The 16242-nt window shown below is 42.5% G+C and carries 18 protein-coding genes; 2 read left to right on the top strand and 16 right to left on the bottom strand.

Translation table 11 applies throughout. The features are described 5' to 3' along the window. Positions 1 to 156: 156 nt before the first annotated feature. From Q0I54_RS01180 to Q0I54_RS01165, 4 genes are all read right to left on the bottom strand, one after another. Positions 157 to 2184 (bottom strand): YgiQ family radical SAM protein, encoded by a 2028-nt coding sequence (locus Q0I54_RS01180; RefSeq protein ID WP_296115752.1) that lies wholly within the window; start codon positions 2182 to 2184, stop codon positions 157 to 159. Further along, on the bottom strand, positions 2181 to 2855 hold the full coding sequence (locus tag Q0I54_RS01175) for an HAD family hydrolase (protein WP_367270765.1): 675 nt from the start codon (positions 2853 to 2855) through the stop codon (positions 2181 to 2183). The genes Q0I54_RS01180 and Q0I54_RS01175 overlap by 4 nt, the downstream gene beginning before the upstream one ends. Next, positions 2852 to 3577, bottom strand: a complete 726-nt coding sequence (locus Q0I54_RS01170; RefSeq protein WP_296115751.1) for a pseudouridine synthase — start codon at positions 3575 to 3577, stop codon at positions 2852 to 2854. Before Q0I54_RS01170 ends, Q0I54_RS01175 begins: the two co-directional genes overlap by 4 nt. Before the next feature lie 179 nt (positions 3578 to 3756). Beyond that, complete coding sequence (locus tag Q0I54_RS01165; RefSeq protein ID WP_296115750.1) at positions 3757 to 4398, bottom strand: M23 family metallopeptidase; 642 nt, start codon at positions 4396 to 4398, stop codon at positions 3757 to 3759. A 52-nt stretch (positions 4399 to 4450) separates the two neighbouring features. Between Q0I54_RS01165 and Q0I54_RS01160 the strand changes: the two genes are divergently transcribed. Continuing rightward, positions 4451 to 5389, top strand: a complete 939-nt coding sequence (locus tag Q0I54_RS01160; protein ID WP_296115749.1) for a hypothetical protein — start codon at positions 4451 to 4453, stop codon at positions 5387 to 5389. Here the strand turns inward: Q0I54_RS01160 and Q0I54_RS01155 are convergent. From Q0I54_RS01155 to Q0I54_RS01110, 10 genes are all read right to left on the bottom strand, one after another. Further along, a complete protein-coding gene (locus tag Q0I54_RS01155) occupies positions 5352 to 5984 on the bottom strand; it encodes an ATPase (RefSeq protein WP_296115748.1) in 633 nt (210 codons plus the stop codon). The two genes, Q0I54_RS01160 and Q0I54_RS01155, sit on opposite strands and share 38 nt — an antisense overlap. Positions 5985 to 5997: 13 nt before the next feature. Then, positions 5998 to 6483 carry a pantetheine-phosphate adenylyltransferase gene (gene coaD / locus Q0I54_RS01150; protein ID WP_296115746.1) on the bottom strand — a complete coding sequence of 162 codons (486 nt, stop codon included), beginning with the start codon at positions 6481 to 6483 and terminating at the stop codon, positions 5998 to 6000. 34 nt (positions 6484 to 6517) lie between these two features. Next, positions 6518 to 7072 (bottom strand): 16S rRNA (guanine(966)-N(2))-methyltransferase RsmD, encoded by a 555-nt coding sequence (gene rsmD / locus Q0I54_RS01145; protein WP_296115744.1) that lies wholly within the window; start codon positions 7070 to 7072, stop codon positions 6518 to 6520. Between the two features lie 52 nt (positions 7073 to 7124). Further along, the gene (gene pgsA, locus Q0I54_RS01140) at positions 7125 to 7688 is read right to left on the bottom strand and encodes a CDP-diacylglycerol--glycerol-3-phosphate 3-phosphatidyltransferase (protein WP_296115742.1); all 564 of its coding nucleotides are present in this window, start codon (positions 7686 to 7688) and stop codon (positions 7125 to 7127) included. A gap of 19 nt (positions 7689 to 7707) precedes the next feature. Next, positions 7708 to 9030, bottom strand: coding sequence for a 30S ribosomal protein S12 methylthiotransferase RimO (rimO, locus tag Q0I54_RS01135; RefSeq protein ID WP_296115740.1), 1323 nt, complete (start codon positions 9028 to 9030; stop codon positions 7708 to 7710). Positions 9031 to 9260: 230 nt separating this feature from the next. After that, on the bottom strand, positions 9261 to 9521 hold the full coding sequence (gene rpoZ, locus Q0I54_RS01130; RefSeq protein ID WP_296115738.1) for a DNA-directed RNA polymerase subunit omega: 261 nt from the start codon (positions 9519 to 9521) through the stop codon (positions 9261 to 9263). Then, positions 9518 to 10159: a guanylate kinase gene (gmk, locus tag Q0I54_RS01125; protein ID WP_296115736.1), complete on the bottom strand. Its 642-nt coding sequence runs from the start codon at positions 10157 to 10159 to the stop codon at positions 9518 to 9520. Before gmk ends, rpoZ begins: the two co-directional genes overlap by 4 nt. Positions 10160 to 10174: 15 nt before the next feature. Continuing rightward, entirely contained in the window at positions 10175 to 10435 is a 261-nt protein-coding gene (locus Q0I54_RS01120; RefSeq protein ID WP_296115734.1) for a DUF370 domain-containing protein, read from the bottom strand. 11 nt (positions 10436 to 10446) lie between these two features. After that, positions 10447 to 11325: a YicC/YloC family endoribonuclease gene (locus Q0I54_RS01115; protein ID WP_296115732.1), complete on the bottom strand. Its 879-nt coding sequence runs from the start codon at positions 11323 to 11325 to the stop codon at positions 10447 to 10449. 113 nt (positions 11326 to 11438) lie between these two features. Then, entirely contained in the window at positions 11439 to 12818 is a 1380-nt protein-coding gene (locus Q0I54_RS01110; protein WP_296115730.1) for an MATE family efflux transporter, read from the bottom strand. Between the two features lie 276 nt (positions 12819 to 13094). Here Q0I54_RS01110 and Q0I54_RS01105 point away from each other — a divergent pair, with 276 nt between their 5' ends. Continuing rightward, the gene (locus Q0I54_RS01105; protein WP_296115729.1) at positions 13095 to 14834 is read left to right on the top strand and encodes an NFACT family protein; all 1740 of its coding nucleotides are present in this window, start codon (positions 13095 to 13097) and stop codon (positions 14832 to 14834) included. Positions 14835 to 14895: 61 nt separating this feature from the next. Here Q0I54_RS01105 and Q0I54_RS01100 read toward each other — a convergent pair whose 3' ends face one another. Further along, positions 14896 to 15648 carry a 3-hydroxyacyl-CoA dehydrogenase gene (locus Q0I54_RS01100; protein WP_296115728.1) on the bottom strand — a complete coding sequence of 251 codons (753 nt, stop codon included), beginning with the start codon at positions 15646 to 15648 and terminating at the stop codon, positions 14896 to 14898. 92 nt (positions 15649 to 15740) lie between these two features. After that, positions 15741 to 16142 carry a P-II family nitrogen regulator gene (locus tag Q0I54_RS01095; RefSeq protein ID WP_296115726.1) on the bottom strand — a complete coding sequence of 134 codons (402 nt, stop codon included), beginning with the start codon at positions 16140 to 16142 and terminating at the stop codon, positions 15741 to 15743. Between the last annotated feature and the right edge of the window lie 100 nt (positions 16143 to 16242).

Genomic DNA, 16242 nt, shown 5'->3' with positions numbered 1-16242 from the left:
CGTTTTTCTCTTTCTGTAAAATAATATATGGGAAGGATTGTGAGAGTGCAAAGCACGGAACAATCCGTGTAATCAAGATTTGGGTGTTTTGCCCCCAAATCTATATAGTAAAAAAATTGTATCTATCTTATTTATCTGAAAAACAAACAGATACGCCTATTTCTGTTTTTTCTTATGTACGTTACGGATGGCTTTACGCTTTTTCGGACGTACTGCAGCAGTTCCATTTTCTTGTCTGTTTCCTGTCTGGGAACGGTTATTTCCTTTTGTATTATTAGTTTTTTGACTATTGTTGTTATTCCGTCCTTTGTAAGAATCTTTTGTCCTGTTACTGCCGGAATTTCCGGTTGTTTGTCCACGGTATCTGTTGTCACCGTCCAAATGTCCGTTGTGTTTCGGCCGGATCAGACATTTCGGTCCAAAACCGATCAGATCCGTTCGGTGCGCCAGATGCAGTGCTTCATAAACCAGATCATAGTTTTTCGGATTGCGATACTGGATCAGGGCTCGCTGCATGGCTTTCTCATGCGGATTGTTGGTGACATACACCTTTTTCATGGTTCGTGGATCCAGTCCGGTGTAATACATGCAGGTAGAAATCGTGGATGGTGTCGGATAGAAATCCTGCACCTGTTCCGGCATATAACCCAGATCTCGCAGATATTCTGCCAGTTCCACTGCTTCTTTTAACGTTGAACCCGGATGGGAAGACATCAGATACGGAACCAGATACTGCTTCTTTCCGATGCGCTCATTGATCTTTTTATATTCATCTTTAAATTTATTGTATACAGCCACCGGCGGTTTTCCCATCAGGGAAAGTACTGAGTCAGAAATATGTTCCGGTGCTACTTTTAACTGTCCACTGACATGATGCTCACATAATTCCTGGAAAAAGGTCTTGTCTTTGTCGCAGATCAGGTAATCAAAACGGATGCCGGATCGGATAAAGACTTTTTTCACATTAGGAAGAACCCGCAGTTCCCTCAGCAGATCCAGATAATCCGAATGGTCTACCTTCAGGTTCGGACATGGTGTCGGGAATAGACACTGTCGGTTTTTACAGACACCACGGGTCAGCTGTTTATCACAGGACGGACCGCGGAAGTTTGCAGTCGGACCGCCAACATCATGAATATATCCTTTAAAGTCCGGTTCCCAGACCATCTGTTTTGCCTCATTAATGATGGATTCGTGGCTTCTGGTCTGAATGATCCGCCCCTGATGGAAAGTCAGAGCACAGAAACTGCAGCCACCGTAACAGCCACGGTTACTGACCAGGCTGAATTTTACTTCCTCGATGGCCGGTACTCCACCCGCTTCCTCGTAAGACGGATGATAAGTTCTCATATATGGCAGTGCATACACAGCATCCATTTCGCTGGTGCTCAGCGGTTTGGAAGGTGGATTCTGCACGACATAACATTTGTTTGGATATGGCTCGATCAGCCGTTTTGCAGTAAATGGATCTGTATTACAGTATTGTGTATAAAAACTGCGGGCATACGTTTCTTTGCTGGTGCAGATCTCTTCAAAAGACGGCAGCATAATACCGTCATACACACTGTCAGGATCTTTGGTTTTATATACTGTTCCGTCAATATAGGTCAGATCTTTGATGTCAATGCCGCTGCGCAGTCCTTCTGCCACACCTACAATGCTGCGCTCTCCCATTCCATACATCAGTAGATCTGCGCCTGAATCCATCAAAATGGAACGTTTTACTTTATTGGACCAGTAATCGTAATGTCCAAGACGACGCAGACTTGCCTCCAGACCGCCGATGATCAGCGGTGTATGCTTATATGTTCTGCGGATCAGATTGCAATATACCACAGTGGCATAATCCGGACGTTTTCCCATGACGCCCCCGGGCGTAAATGCATCTTTTTGCCGGCGTTTTTTGGATACAGAATAATGGTTTACCATAGAATCCATATTCCCGCCGGTTACGATAAAACCAAGTTTCGGTTCCCCAAGAATACTGATACTTTCCGGATCTTTCCAGTCCGGCTGTGAGATGATTCCCACGGTAAAACCGTTGGCTTGTAAAATACGGCTGATAATGGCATGTCCAAAGGACGGATGATCCACATACGCATCTCCGATGACATATACAAAATCAAGCTGTTCGATTCCCTGTGCCTTCATATCGGCACGGCTGATTGGTAAAAATTGTTTCATCTATTTAAATCCTCATAGGTATGATACAGGATCTGCCTGTAATCAGTGATATAATAATCTGCCAGTTTTCGTTTTTCTACCCGCAATGGTGCCGAATAGTCGTCTTCCACGGCGCAGACGGTCATACCGGCCCTTTTTCCTGCCAGAATTCCCATTGGAATATCTTCAAATACCAGACAGTGTGATGGATCTGTCTCCAGTTTTTCTGCAGTTTTCAGATACACATCCGGTTCCGGTTTTCCTTTGTTGACATCACAGCTTGTGGTGATGGCGTCGATGATGTTTGTCAGTTCTCTTGCTTCCAAAAACGCGTCCAAAAGCAGTCTGGAATTGCTGGTCGCAATACCGATCTTTATCTGTTTTTTTTGCAAATACTGCAAAAATGCAGGCAGACCGGGTTTTAATGTTGTTTCGTGTACATATTTATCCATGGCAAGCTGATTCCACAGTTCTTTTACTTCATTCACAGTTTTCGATAGATGATAGGTATCAATAAAATACTGTGCTGTTTCGGTAAAACTCATTCCCTCGATCTCTTCATGCAGATTTTCTGGCATGGGGATGCCTTGCTGTCGGAAAAAATCCTGATCGATTTCCTCCCAGATCCACATGGAATCTGTCATTGTGCCATCCAGATCAAAAATGACAGCCTGTATCTGTTCTGTTATCATGCTTTTTCATCCTTTAAGTTTGTAATTTCTTCTTTCGTTAACGCCCGCCAGTTTCCGGGAGCAAGTGTTTCATCCAGCGTCAGGCTGCCCATGGAAAGACGTTTCAGATAAACGACTTTTTTACCCACCGACTGAAACATCCGTTTTACCTGATGATATTTTCCTTCGGTGATGGTCACTTTTATTTCTGAAATGGAATCGGTCTCACCTGCATGCAAAATCTCAAGTATTGCCGGTGCTGTCCGCTTTTTCTCGCCGATATCCAGACCAGACTGAAACTTCACAACATCTGCACTGGTAACAATTCCGTCGATCCGGGCATAATACGTTTTCGGTACATGCTTTCCCGGAGCCAGAAGCTGATGATTGAGGGCTCCATCATCGGTGATCAGAAGCAGCCCTTCCGTGTCTTTATCCAGTCGCCCTACCGGTGAGAGGCCACGGCGCAGTTTTTCCGGGAGAAAATCCATGACCGTTTTGTCGTACCGGTCTTCTGTTGCCGTGACACATCCTGTCGGTTTGTGCAGCATCACATAATGGTATTCCTGATATGCGATTGGAACACCATCCAGACAGATAGCATCGATGTCCGGATCACATTTTTCACCGCCATCGGTAACCGTTACACCATTTTTTGTGATGCGTTTATTTTTTATCAGTTTTTTACTCTCGGAGCGGGTAGCTACCTGCATCTGAGAGAGGAATTTATCAATTCTTATCATATTTTTCTACTTTCTGAGCTGGTTTCAAAAATATATGTGACATCTTTCACACATGTTGCAATCATTCCTATTATAGTGGTCTGAAAACAAATCTGCAAGCATCAGTTACCGGTGATTCTTTTTCCGCAAATATGGAGATGATTTTTCGCAGTTAATTGATCTAATTTTTTAAAATGTCGTTAACTGAGATATTGTGCACGAATTTTGCTGTGTTCTATCTCTTTGAGGTAAAGATAAGGGTTTACAGGCTCATCCCCATGATCTCCGGGCACATAAATGCCAACATGCAGATGTACGTCAAACTGTCCGGTAGTTCCTTTCGTTCCATATCCGGAATCCCCGGCGAATCCAAGAAACTGTCCGGCTTTGACTGCCATACCCTCTATAAGGTCCGGTGCATAAGACTCCAGATGCGCATAGTAATAATAAACACCGGAAGAACTTCGGATGCCAATGCGCCAGCCACCAAGTTTGAGCCAGCCTAGCTGCTCAATCGTGCCCTCGGTCATACTGACCACCGGATATATACCCCGTTCATTTGTGGCGGTCATCAGGTCGGTACCTTCGTGTTTCCGATCCCCGCCAAAGGTCCGCGCATTCTGCCAGGAATCCTCATAGGCACAAATATTCGGTTCTGACAGATCTGCAGCAAGCGGAAAATAGACCAGATCCGATAAAACATCCGGATTTAACACGAACGTTGTGTGTTGTTTAAAAAACAGAGATTTCCCATTTGAGATGTTTTTTATCATCAGACAGTCAAGTAAGCTGAAAGACAGAATCAGAATTATCACAAGTTGCCACATTTTAATCTTTTTCATTCTTTTTTCTCCGAGGATGAATTACTTTAAGATATGAAAAATAAGATATAGTATGAAAAAGAAAATGTTAGCCTTCCTGCTGGCTTTATATATCTGTTATGGTATTCTGTTTCCAAAACTTTTTGCCGCTGCGGCAGCAAATGGACTGTATCTCTGGTATCATTCGGTATTGCCGTCCCTTCTGCCCTTCAGTATCCTGTCCGGCATCGTGATCCATACCGAGATATACGATACGGTATTTGATAAAATCTGCCCAATATTGGGACGTATTTATCCACTACGTGCCCCTTTGTTTTTTCCACTGATCGCAGGCTTTTTGTTCGGCTTTCCTCTGGGAAGCAAACTGTGCGCAGATTTATATCATGTTGGTAAAATTTCAAAGGAAGAGGCTATAATTGTCAGCTGTATCAGCAACAATTTCGGACCGGCTTTTTTGTATAACTATGTGTTCGCTTCGTTACCGGAACATCAGATGCCCGGCTGGCTTTTTCTTCTGCTTTGCTACCTGCCGCCGCTTCTGCTCGGAAGAATCCTTATATTTACTGTTCATAGCAACGTTCCGGAAAAATGCTCAGAAAAAATGCCGGCATCCAGATTTGAAATAAAATTAACAATCATTGATGACGGCATTATGAACGGTTTTACAACAATGATAAAACTCGCCGGTTATATTATGTTTTTTTCAATTGCGGCAGATATAATGCAACATATACCATTCCTACATCCAGCTGTTTCTTGTTGTTTTACCGGATTTCTGGAAATCACAAATGGAATTCATGCCATTACATGTACAAATCTGCCTCCAACAGGACAATATCTGTTTGCTACTGCATTTGTGTCTTTCGGTGGTCTCAGCGGCATCTTCCAGACGGCCTCTATGCTGTCTGAATTAAAGAGCGGAATGAGAACCTATGTAAAATTCCGAATGTATAATACTTTTGCAACGGTTTTGCTTACAGCTGCTCTGGTTTGTTGTCAGTTCCACCGATAACGTCAAACTGCTCCGGCTCAGCTGCAGTTTCTTCTGTAGTTTCTTCTTCTGTCTCCTCAGTCGGAGTAAGTTCGTTACGGTTTGCTTTTACGATATCATAGCAGTTCTGAAGAGAGGACATCAGTCCATCGTATTTTGCTTTGTTTGTATCAATGGCATGTACCACGATATTCTCCAGATTACCAAGCAGATTATCAGTATACTCGATGGCTGCTGTACGGATATTGTCCGCATCCTCGGTTGCCTTGTCCAGAATCTCCTGTGCCTGATTTGTGGCAATGGAAACAACCTCGTTCGCCTGTGCATAAGCCTGCTGCATGATCTGGTGCTCGCTGACAAGTTCATTTGTCTGAATCTGCGCCTGAGCCAGAATCTCTTCTGCCTTTGCCTGTGCATCTGCTAAAATGGCATCTTTGTTGCTAATGATCTTCTGATAACGTTTGATCTCCTCCGGAGTTTTCATACGCAGTTCTGTCAGTAACTCTTCCAGTTCCTCTTTATTTACAATAATTTTAGAATTTGACAGTGGCTGAAATTTGCAACCGTCAATATATTCCTCAATTTCAGAAATAATCTGTTCAATACGGCTTGTCATTTAAATCTCTCCTTTATCGTTTTATGTTGTATTTGCTGTACACTCTTTCAATCAGTCCCTTCGGAACAAATTTTGATATATCACCGCCATAGGAAGCGACTTCCTTTGTGATCGTAGAGCTTAAATACGCGTACTGAAGACTGGTGGTAAGGAAAATCGTATCAATTCTTGGATTGACAGCATGATTCGTCTGTGCAATCTGTAATTCATACTCAAAATCAGTTACCGCGCGCAGACCACGCACAATGATATTGGCTCCGATCTGATCTGCATAATCCGCTAAAAGTCCATCATATGCAGTCACTGTAATATTTGGAAGATGTGATGTAAATTCTTTTATCATACTAACACGTTCATCCACAGAAAACAACGGATTTTTCGCATTATTCTTTAAAACTGCCACATTCAGTTCATCTACAATTCTGGATGAACGCTCAATAATATCAAGATGTCCCAGCGTCATTGGATCAAAACTGCCAGGGTAGATTGCTTTTTTCATTTTCATATCTGTGATTTATTTATCACAGGCCCCTTTACTGTATTCTTCTCAGGAACACGTGCTGGTTTGTTTTATATTTTTTTACACGTGTAATTTCAAAACCATATTTTTCCATTTCGTACGGATCTGTCTCAAGAGATTCTTCCACGATGATCAGTGTATCTTCGTTCAGAATAGAGGAATCTTTTAAATGTGCCAGGGCATCGTATTCCAGTCCCTGTTCATATGGCGGATCCATAAAGATGATATCAAACACATATCTGCGTTCTAGCATGCGGAGTGCAGATAATGCGTCCATACATTTCAGATCACAGCTGGAGGTAAATTTTGTAAATCGGATGTTTTCCTGAATGCAGGCAGCTGCCTTCTTGCTATTTTCTACAAATACAGCTTTTTTGGCCCCACGGCTGACTGCTTCCAGACCGATGGCACCACTCCCGGCAAACAGATCCAAAAAAACAGAACCTGGCACTTCCATCTGTATGATATTAAATAATGTTTCTTTGATTCGATCGGTTGTAGGCCGCGTATCTTTGCCTTCAATGGTTTTTAATGGCATACTGCGGGCTGTTCCGGCTATAATTCTCATAGCGGACCTCCTAAATAATATAAATTAAACTATGTACTTTCATGACACCTGATTAATCCTGCTCTTTTAAAACTGCTTTGTTTTTGCAGAGATAATCAATCAGAGACACAACAGTCAGAACCAGTGCCACATACGTTGCGATCAGTGCCAGTACATGAATGATGCCAACACCAGCTACATATACGTCAAAGTTCATGTTCAGGATCAGCAAAATGATCATGGACATCTGAAATGTCGTCTTAAATTTGCCCCACATGCTTGCAGCGATAACGATCTGATGCTCTGCAGCAATGAGACGGAATCCGCTGATGATAAATTCACGGGCAATGATGATGATTACGATCCATGACGGCAGTAATTTCAGGTCTACCAGACAGATCATTGCAGAACACACCAGCAGTTTGTCTGCCAACGGGTCCATAAATTTTCCAAAATTTGTAACCAGATTATATTTTCTGGCAATTTTTCCATCCAGCATATCAGTCAGACTGGCAACGATAAAGATGACAAGTGCCAGATAGTCTCCGGCTGCTCCAAGTACATCCGTCAACAGGAAAAATACAAAAAATGGAATTAAGATCACACGAAAAATCGTAAGTTTATTAGGTAAATTCATAAGTTCCTCCTATCTCGTATCAGATCAGTTCCCCAATCAAGTCATACTCATATGCACCTGTAATGCGGACTTTCACAAAATCACCGCTTACCAGTTCCACGTCTGTGTTTACAAAGACAAGACCGTCAATATCCGGCGCATCACGGTAACTTCTTCCCACGTATGCATTTTCATCTGCTACTTTTCCTTCGATCATAACAAGAATTTCCTGTCCGATCATGGTCTCATTCTTGTCTAGAATGATTTCTTCCTGAAGTTCCATGACATCGGCCTGCCAATCTTCTTTCACAGACTCTTCTACCTGATTATCAAAGGTAGCAGCCGGTGTATTCTCCTCTGGAGAGTAAGTAAATGCACCAAGGCGGTCAAATTCTGTCTCATTTAAGAATTCCATCAGTTCTTCGTGCTGCTGGGATGTCTCACCCGGGAAACCGCAGATCAATGTAGTACGGATTGCAATATCAGGAATTGATGCACGGAGTGCCGCAATTTTTTCTTCCAGCATTTCCCGATTGGTCTTTCTGCCCATACGTTTCAAAATATCAGAATTGATGTGCTGGATTGGCATATCAATATAATGACAGACTTTTTCGTTGTCACGGATTGCTTCGATCAGTTCATCGTAGATCTCTTCCGGATAACAGTACATCAGACGGATCCAGTAAATGCCCGGAATTTTGTTTAACTCGTTCAGCAGGATATGCAGGGATTTTTTGCCATACAGATCAATTCCGTAAAGGGTTGTCTCCTGCGCAACCAGGATCAGCTCTTTGACACCTGCCTCTGCCAGATCTCTGGCCTGGCTTAAAATCTCTTCCATCGGAACAGAGCGAAAATCACCGCGGATGGAAGGAATAATACAGTAAGTACAATGTTTGCTGCATCCCTCTGCAATCTTCAGATGCGCATAATGTCCGCCGGTGGATACGCTTCGTTTTGCTTCATGTGACTCGATATTTGTCAACGGCTCGTATACCTCATATTTATCACCAAGCAGAACTTTTTCAATGGCCTCGCAGATCTTCTCTGTGGAGTTGGTTCCAAGGACCGCATCCACTTCCGGAATCTCTTTTAAAATTTCGTCCCGATAACGTTCTGCCAGACATCCGCAGACGATCAATGCCTTACAGGAGCCGCTGGTACGGTACTGTGCCATGTCAAGAATGGACTGAATACTTTCTTCTTTTGCATCATGAATGAAACAGCAGGTGTTTACTACAATGACATCTGCCTGGGTTTCATCATCAGTTACTATAAATTTATGCTGAGTCAGTTTACCAAGCATAAATTCAGAATCGACAAGGTTTTTATCACAGCCAAGTGAAATAAATAATACTTTCATTTGGTTCCTCCATTAAAAAATATCGTAACTATTCAGAGCAATCTCGATTTCGCTACGCTTCATCTCGATGTGGCTTCTCGCCAAATAGATTTACAAGAAAAAGTGCTCGTTTATACAAGCATAACTCGCATTTTTTTCTGTAAATCTGCTTGACTCTGAATAGTTACAAATTATCATACAAACAACAATGCTGCCTTTTGGAAGGCAGCATGTGAATCAAGGGGGCTTCCCTAGCGGTCACCCTCTTCTTTTACATCATCATCTTCACCGAGGATTTTTACATTTCCTGTGTATAACTCCTCTACTGCGATAGATAACGGTTTCTTGCCTGCTGCGTTTGGAACAGTCGGCTCAGCTCCGCCGATAATCTGACGGGCACGTTTTGCAGATGCAATGACGATGGAGTAACGGCTGTTTACAACCGGCTCCTCACCATACTCGGCGTTATTATTTACGACTTTCATTAATTCATTATAAGATGGATGTATCATGATAAATCTCCTTTCACAAATTGTTTTAAATCATTTTTTATTGTCTCAATGGTATTCAGGTTATGCTGCATACGCTGATGCTCACTCCGAATAATCTGGTGTACATGTTCTACTGCCTCATCCAGTTCATCGTTGATGACCAGATAATCATATACTTCACAGCCGTCCGCTTCCTCAATGGCTCTGGAAAGTCTGGAATTAATGACTTCTTCTGTCTCCGTACCACGTCCGGTCAGACGGTCTTTTAAGATCTGTGCGGAAGGAGGTGTAACAAACAGTAGCAAAGTCTGCGGGAACTGCTCTTTGATCTTTAACGCACCCTGAATTTCAATCTCAAGAATTACGTTTTTGTTGGCTTGCAGCTGTTCCTCCACATAAGCTTTCGGTGTACCATAGTAGTTTTCCACATACTGCGCATGTTCCAGAAGCTGACCATTCTCAATCATAGTAAGAAATTCTTCTTTTGTTTTGAAAAAATATTCTCTTCCATTTTGCTCTCCCTCACGCGGTCCGCGGGTGGTGGCTGAGATGGATAACGCGTATTCATCCGGATAACGCGCGATTAGCTCTTTCATGATTGTTCCTTTTCCAGAACCCGAAAATCCTGATATTACAATTAAAAATCCTGAATCTGCCATGACTCAATCTCCTCTTTACAGCATTTCTTTATGCTCTTGTGTATTTTGAAATCTGCCAGCCAGTGTATCCGGCTGAAGTGCAGACAATATCACATGTTCACTGTCGGTCAGAATAATGCTTTTTGTTCTTCTGCCCTGCGTGGCATCCACGATCCGCTCGGATTCTTTGGCTTTCTGAACGATTCGTTTGGCCGGTGCAGAGTCCGGATTAATGATAGTTACGATTTTATCTGTGTTTACCACATTTCCAAAACCGATATTGATCAATCCTGCCATATCTACTCCTTTTATTCAATGTTCTGAATCTGTTCCCGCACTTTCTCAATCTCTGTTTTTAACTCAATTGCAATGCCTGAAGTCTCCAGATCATTTGATTTGGACAGGATCGTGTTGGCTTCACGGTTCATTTCCTGCGCGATGAAATCCAGCTTACGTCCGATGCCCTCATTTCCATCCAGTGCATTTAACATGGATGTGATATGGCTTTTCAGGCGAACGGTTTCCTCATCTGTACAGATTTTATCAGCAAACAGAATAATCTCTGTGGACAGTCTCGCCTCATCAATCTGGGTATCACCAAGCAGTTCCTGTACTTTTTCTTCCAGTTTTGTACGGTACTCCCTCACGATCTGCGGTGCACGTTCCTCCACCTTATCGACATTTAACTTCATGTGATGCAGTTTTTCTACCAGATCCTGTTTCAGATGCGCACCTTCCACAGCACGGGTTTGGGCAAACTGTGTACAGGCATTACGGATTGTCTGCTCTAACTGTGACCAGAGTTCCTCCTCATCCGGTGTCTGCTCTTCCATGGTCAATACTTCCGGATATCTGGATAATGTGCTGACTCTGATATCATTTTCCAGGTTCAATTCATCTGCCATTTGCTGCAGATAGCCAAGATACTCTCGGGCAATTGCGGCATTGTACTTAACCGCCATGGTCTGCTCGGAAAAATCTTCGTAGCTGATAAACACATCTACTTTTCCGCGCTGCATATATTCTTTCAGCAGACTGCGGATAGCAGCTTCAAAGAAATTCAACTTCTTCGGCATACGGATATTTATATCGAGGTATCTGTGGTTTACGGATTTTAACTCAACCGTGATCTTTCTCTTATCATTAGAAAGTTCGCAGCGGCCAAATCCTGTCATACTTTTTATCATGTGTCTGCACCTGCTTTATCTCGAATTCTGTTTATGCAGAAGCCTTCTGCCCTGCATAATCAATTTATTATAAAATGTTTTTTTACGGAAGTCAAATATTTCTGCGTTCTAATTTATTGTTTCAGTCTAGCTTCTTTCTGGCGCATATCTTTGAACTGAAGATACACATACCATATGGTAATAACCGCTGCGGCCAGATCTGCAATCGGTCCCGCATACATGACACCATCGATTCCCATAAATACAGGAAGGATCAGGATCAGTGGCAATAAAAACATGATCTGGCGGGTCAGAGACACGATCATACCAAGTTTCGCCTTTCCGATAGATGTAAAAAATCCGGAGGACATCGGCTGGATACCATTGATGAATGTCATAAACATAAAAATACGGAAATACCGTTCCGCAAACCGGAAATATGCTTCGCTTCCACCACCGAACAGGGAAATGATCTGGCGTGGGAACAACTGGAAGCAGGCAAAAAACACAATACCGGCAATAACAGCTGCAACAGCCGCTTTTTTGTAGGTTTCCCGTACACGCTCAAATTTTTCCGCTCCGTAGTTAAATCCAAAAATTGGCTGACAGCCCTGTGAAATACCAATTCCGATGGACATGAAGATCATATTTACCTTGGAAATAATTCCCGCACAGGCAATTGGAATATCCGCACCGTAATCAGAAATGGCTCCGTATTTCCGCAGGATATTGTTCATCGTGATCTGAATGATTGCCATGGCCACCTGATTGATTCCGGAAGCAAGTCCAAGAGCTGTGATCTCACCCAGGTATTTTCCTTTTGGAATCAGCTGCTGACGGGTCAGTTTCATTTTGGAAAATTTCCAGAAATACACCAGGATCATAACACCGGAAACAACCTGTCCCAGAACGGTCGCCCAGGCAGCACCTTTAATCCCCCAGTGGAAGGCAAAAATAAATAACGGATCCAGGATCGTGTTGATGATCGCACCTGTCAGCATACAGGCCATGGAAAAAGAAGGGCTTCTGTCCGCACGCACCAGATGGCATCCACCGGTGGTCAGTGTCAGGAATGGTACACCGATGGCTGTGATGCCCGTGTAATCAATGGCATACGACAGCACCTCTTCGGTTGCTCCGAAAATATGCATCAATGGAGTTAAAAACAATAATGTAACAGCGGTGATGATCACGCCACATACCACAAGCATGGTAAGACCGTTACCGGCATAATTTTTCGCTTCTTCTGTGTGTCCGGCGCCGGATTTCAGATTAAAATTGGAAGCACTGCCGATTCCAAGCAAAAGTGCCACTGCCGTACAAATGATATTTACCGGAAATGCAATATTCGTTGCCGCATTACCCAGCATACCAACACCCTGACCGATAAAAATCTGATCTACAATATTATATAAAGAACTTACCATCATACTGATAATGGCCGGAATGGTAAATTTTAAAATCAGAGAACTTACCTTTTGTGTGGCAAGTGGATTCTTCTCTTCTGTTTGCATTGTAAAAAACTCCTTTCTTTTCTCTCTATCTCTTATTTCGTCAGTGACAAAGTACTAAAAATTTCTATATTCTTGTTTCCTGTAGTCAAACATCCAATATAATACCACAGCATTTATGGTTTTTCCAGTTTAAATTTGCTTTTTTATGAAAATCATGCTACCATTTTGTCATTAGCGAATTGCATTTTTTTCACGAAATTTGCAGTATTACAAGGCAAGGTAACAATATTGTTGTGTGGAAAAATATGGTTCAGATAGTTAGTTAGGAGGAGTTTTATGGCTCTTGATGGAATCGTAGTTGCCAGTCTGGCAAAAGAATTAAAGGAAAATTTCACAAATGCACGTTTGAGCAAAATTGCTCAGCCGGAAAAAGATGAATTACTTCTCACCTTAAAAGGAACTTCCGGTCAGAAACGTCTGCTTTTGTCTGCCAGTGCGTCACTGCCACTGGTTTATATTTCAGATAAAAATAAGCCCAGCCCGATGACAGCACCAAATTTCTGCATGCTGCTTCGAAAACATGTGGCAAACGGACGCATCATATCCATTACCCAGCCGGGTATGGAGCGTATTATCGTGTTTGAAATTGAGCATCTGGATGATCTGGGTGATCTAAGGCACAAAAAACTGATCATTGAACTGATGGGAAAACACAGCAACATTATCTTCTGTGATGAAAATGACATGATCCTTGACAGTATCAAACACATTTCTGCACAGGTAAGTTCTGTTCGTGAGGTACTTCCGGGACGCACCTATTTCATACCGGCGCAGCAGGACAAAATAAACCCGCTGGAAGAAACCGGGGAACATTTTATAGCACACGCATTACAGAAACCATGCAGCGCCGCAAAAGCAATTTATACATCCTATACCGGCATCAGTCCGCTAGCTGCCAATGAATTCTGCTATCGGGCAAATGTGGACGGTGATGCTCCATGCGCTTCACTGACAGAAGCTGAGCAGCAGAAACTGACAGAAGTTTTTCTGGCTGCCATGTCAGATATCCGGGAAGGTCGTTTTTACCCGAACATCATTATGCATCAGGATGAACCAATTGAGTATGCAGCAATCCCGCTGACTTCCTATGCTTCCGATACGATCGTTCCTTACGATTCTATCTCTGAGGTACTGGAAAACTATTATGCGCAGCGCAGTCTTTACACCCGGATGCGTCAGAAATCTGCAGATCTGCGTCATGTGATCAATACACTGTTAGAACGAAACCGCAAAAAATATGATCTGCAGAAAAAACAGTTAAAAGATACAGAAAAACGGGAAAAATACAAAGTATACGGCGAACTGATCCATACTTACGGCTATCAGCTGGAAGAAGGCTGCAAAGGATTTGATGCGTTAAATTACTATACAAATGAAACAATCCATATTCCTCTGGACGATACAATCTCACCACTGGATAATGCAAAAAAATATTTTGACCGGTATGCAAAACTGAAGCGTACTTATGAGGCACTGACGGATCTGATTGAGGATACACAGCTTGAGATCGATCATCTGGATTCCATCGCCACTGCCCTGGATATTGCAGAGACGGAAGCCGACTTGCAGCAGATCAAGGAAGAGATGATGGAAAGCGGGTATATTAAGCACAAATATTCCAAAAAGAAGACACAGGGCAAGAGCAAACCGTACCACTACCGTTCCAGCGATGGATTTGACATTTATGTCGGCAAAAATAACTTCCAGAACGATGAGCTGACGTTCAAATTTGCTGAAGGTAACGACTGGTGGTTCCATGCAAAAGGAATGCCGGGTTCCCATGTACTTGTGAAAACCAAAACTGGTGAAATGCCGGATCGTACCTTTGAAGAAGCCGGACGACTCGCTGCTTTTTATTCCAAGGGACGTGGCAACGAAAAGGTAGAAATTGATTATCTGCAGAAAAAGAATGTAAAGAAACCAAATAAAGCAAAACCAGGATTTGTAGTCTACTATACAAACTACTCTCTTACTATTCAGCCGGACATTACGGGGCTGAAACTGGTTTCGGAATAATTTTTAATTATTGACTAAAAAGAATCTGCCCGAACTGGACAGATTCTTTTTGAACATGTATTTAATTATATTTATAGAATCCTTCTCCAGTTGCAACACCTTTCTTACCTGCATCAATAAATTCTTTCAGACGAGTGGCAATCTTGCCCGGTAATGTCTCTGGATTCTTTGCCTCAGGATTCATCATTACGATATTGTAAGCGGTATCCAGTCCGACAATATCCAGAATACGGAACGGTCCAAGTGGTGCTCCGGTTCCAAGCATCCAGGTCAGATCGATAGTTTGCGGATCGGCTACGTCGTTTGCATATAAGGCCTGTCCGGCATTCAGGAACGGAACCAGCAGAGAATTCAAGATATATCCCGGCTGCTCTTTTTTCAGCTGTAACGGAATCATTCCGATTTCTTTTGCAAATGCAACGACTTCATCATAGTATTTCTGATCTGTTCCCGGGTGTCCCATGATCTCAGCCGTATTGTTTTTCCATATTTCATTTGCAAAATGAAGTGCCAGATACTTTTCCGGTCTGCCTGTATAAGATGCAAAAGTACTTGGAAGCATTGTGGAAGAATTAGTTACGACCACTGTTTTCTCCGGAAGTAATGGAGCCATTGCCTGATAAAACTCAATTTTGGCTTTCGGATCCTCGGAAAGAGACTCAATGACAAGATCTGCATCAGCCATAGCTTTTGCCATATCAAGTTCGTAAATCAGCCCCTCATATGCCTTATCAGCCTGTTCTTTTTTCAAATACAATCTGTTTTCGTGAGATATATGTACAGAAACGGATTGTATTTTTTTAAGAACAATCATGCAATTGCGCTTATTATACAGACAATTTTTCGGAAATGCAATAGGATTTCCATTAATTAATTATTTAACACTAACGTTATTTTTTTGACACACTAAAGTGTTTCTTTTGCCTCCGGATTACGGGCATATTCCTGCCGTTGTTCATCCCCCCAGATGGCATGTTCGTTCTTTTCGTTGGTACGGATTTTAGTTGCTGTACGCAGTTCATAGCTGAAAATTTTTCCATCACCGACATTTCCGGTATAAGCAGTTTTCTGGATGGTATCAATTACCTTCTCTTCCCATTTTTCGGAAGAAACCACAATCTCCAGTTTAATCTTCGGCAGCAGGTTAATCTCTACCTCGGAACCACGGACATAACGCTTTAATCCACGCTGGGTACCGCAGCCCATGACCTGTGACACCGTGATACCATTGACATGAATAGCATTTAACGCTTCTTTGACATCTTCGAATTTTTCTTCATTTATGATTGCTTCTACTTTGATTAACATAGATATCTCCTTACACTTCATCCTGCATTAGCAAAATGAATTTAAATTTTTCAATACATCATTATTTCAGGACATCGAACAATTTTCACATCAATATGCA

This window comes from uncultured Eubacterium sp., from assembly GCF_934295145.1.
Taxonomy (GTDB): domain Bacteria; phylum Bacillota; class Clostridia; order Lachnospirales; family Lachnospiraceae; genus Eubacterium_I.
This window is presented reverse-complemented; position numbering and strand designations above follow the sequence as displayed.

What these genes read in the sequence shown, in the direction of transcription:
- Q0I54_RS01170 (WP_296115751.1), bottom strand. Translation starts at nt 3,577, where the DNA reads ATGATAAGAATTGATAAATTCCTCTCTCAGATGCAGGTAGCTACCCGC.
- rsmD (WP_296115744.1), bottom strand. Translation starts at nt 7,072, where the DNA reads ATGAGAATTATAGCCGGAACAGCCCGCAGTATGCCATTAAAAACCATT.
- Q0I54_RS01160 (WP_296115749.1), top strand. Translation starts at nt 4,451, where the DNA reads ATGAAAAAGAAAATGTTAGCCTTCCTGCTGGCTTTATATATCTGTTAT.
- Q0I54_RS01115 (WP_296115732.1), bottom strand. Translation starts at nt 11,325, where the DNA reads ATGATAAAAAGTATGACAGGATTTGGCCGCTGCGAACTTTCTAATGAT.
- coaD (WP_296115746.1), bottom strand. Translation starts at nt 6,483, where the DNA reads ATGAAAAAAGCAATCTACCCTGGCAGTTTTGATCCAATGACGCTGGGA.
- Q0I54_RS01155 (WP_296115748.1), bottom strand. Translation starts at nt 5,984, where the DNA reads ATGACAAGCCGTATTGAACAGATTATTTCTGAAATTGAGGAATATATT.
- rpoZ (WP_296115738.1), bottom strand. Translation starts at nt 9,521, where the DNA reads ATGATACATCCATCTTATAATGAATTAATGAAAGTCGTAAATAATAAC.
- Q0I54_RS01180 (WP_296115752.1), bottom strand. Translation starts at nt 2,184, where the DNA reads ATGAAACAATTTTTACCAATCAGCCGTGCCGATATGAAGGCACAGGGA.
- pgsA (WP_296115742.1), bottom strand. Translation starts at nt 7,688, where the DNA reads ATGAATTTACCTAATAAACTTACGATTTTTCGTGTGATCTTAATTCCA.
- rimO (WP_296115740.1), bottom strand. Translation starts at nt 9,030, where the DNA reads ATGAAAGTATTATTTATTTCACTTGGCTGTGATAAAAACCTTGTCGAT.
- Q0I54_RS01120 (WP_296115734.1), bottom strand. Translation starts at nt 10,435, where the DNA reads ATGGCAGGATTGATCAATATCGGTTTTGGAAATGTGGTAAACACAGAT.
- Q0I54_RS01175 (WP_367270765.1), bottom strand. Translation starts at nt 2,855, where the DNA reads ATGATAACAGAACAGATACAGGCTGTCATTTTTGATCTGGATGGCACA.
- Q0I54_RS01110 (WP_296115730.1), bottom strand. Translation starts at nt 12,818, where the DNA reads ATGCAAACAGAAGAGAAGAATCCACTTGCCACACAAAAGGTAAGTTCT.
- Q0I54_RS01095 (WP_296115726.1), bottom strand. Translation starts at nt 16,142, where the DNA reads ATGTTAATCAAAGTAGAAGCAATCATAAATGAAGAAAAATTCGAAGAT.
- Q0I54_RS01105 (WP_296115729.1), top strand. Translation starts at nt 13,095, where the DNA reads ATGGCTCTTGATGGAATCGTAGTTGCCAGTCTGGCAAAAGAATTAAAG.
- Q0I54_RS01100 (WP_296115728.1), bottom strand. Translation starts at nt 15,648, where the DNA reads ATGATTGTTCTTAAAAAAATACAATCCGTTTCTGTACATATATCTCAC.
- gmk (WP_296115736.1), bottom strand. Translation starts at nt 10,159, where the DNA reads ATGGCAGATTCAGGATTTTTAATTGTAATATCAGGATTTTCGGGTTCT.
- Q0I54_RS01165 (WP_296115750.1), bottom strand. Translation starts at nt 4,398, where the DNA reads ATGAAAAAGATTAAAATGTGGCAACTTGTGATAATTCTGATTCTGTCT.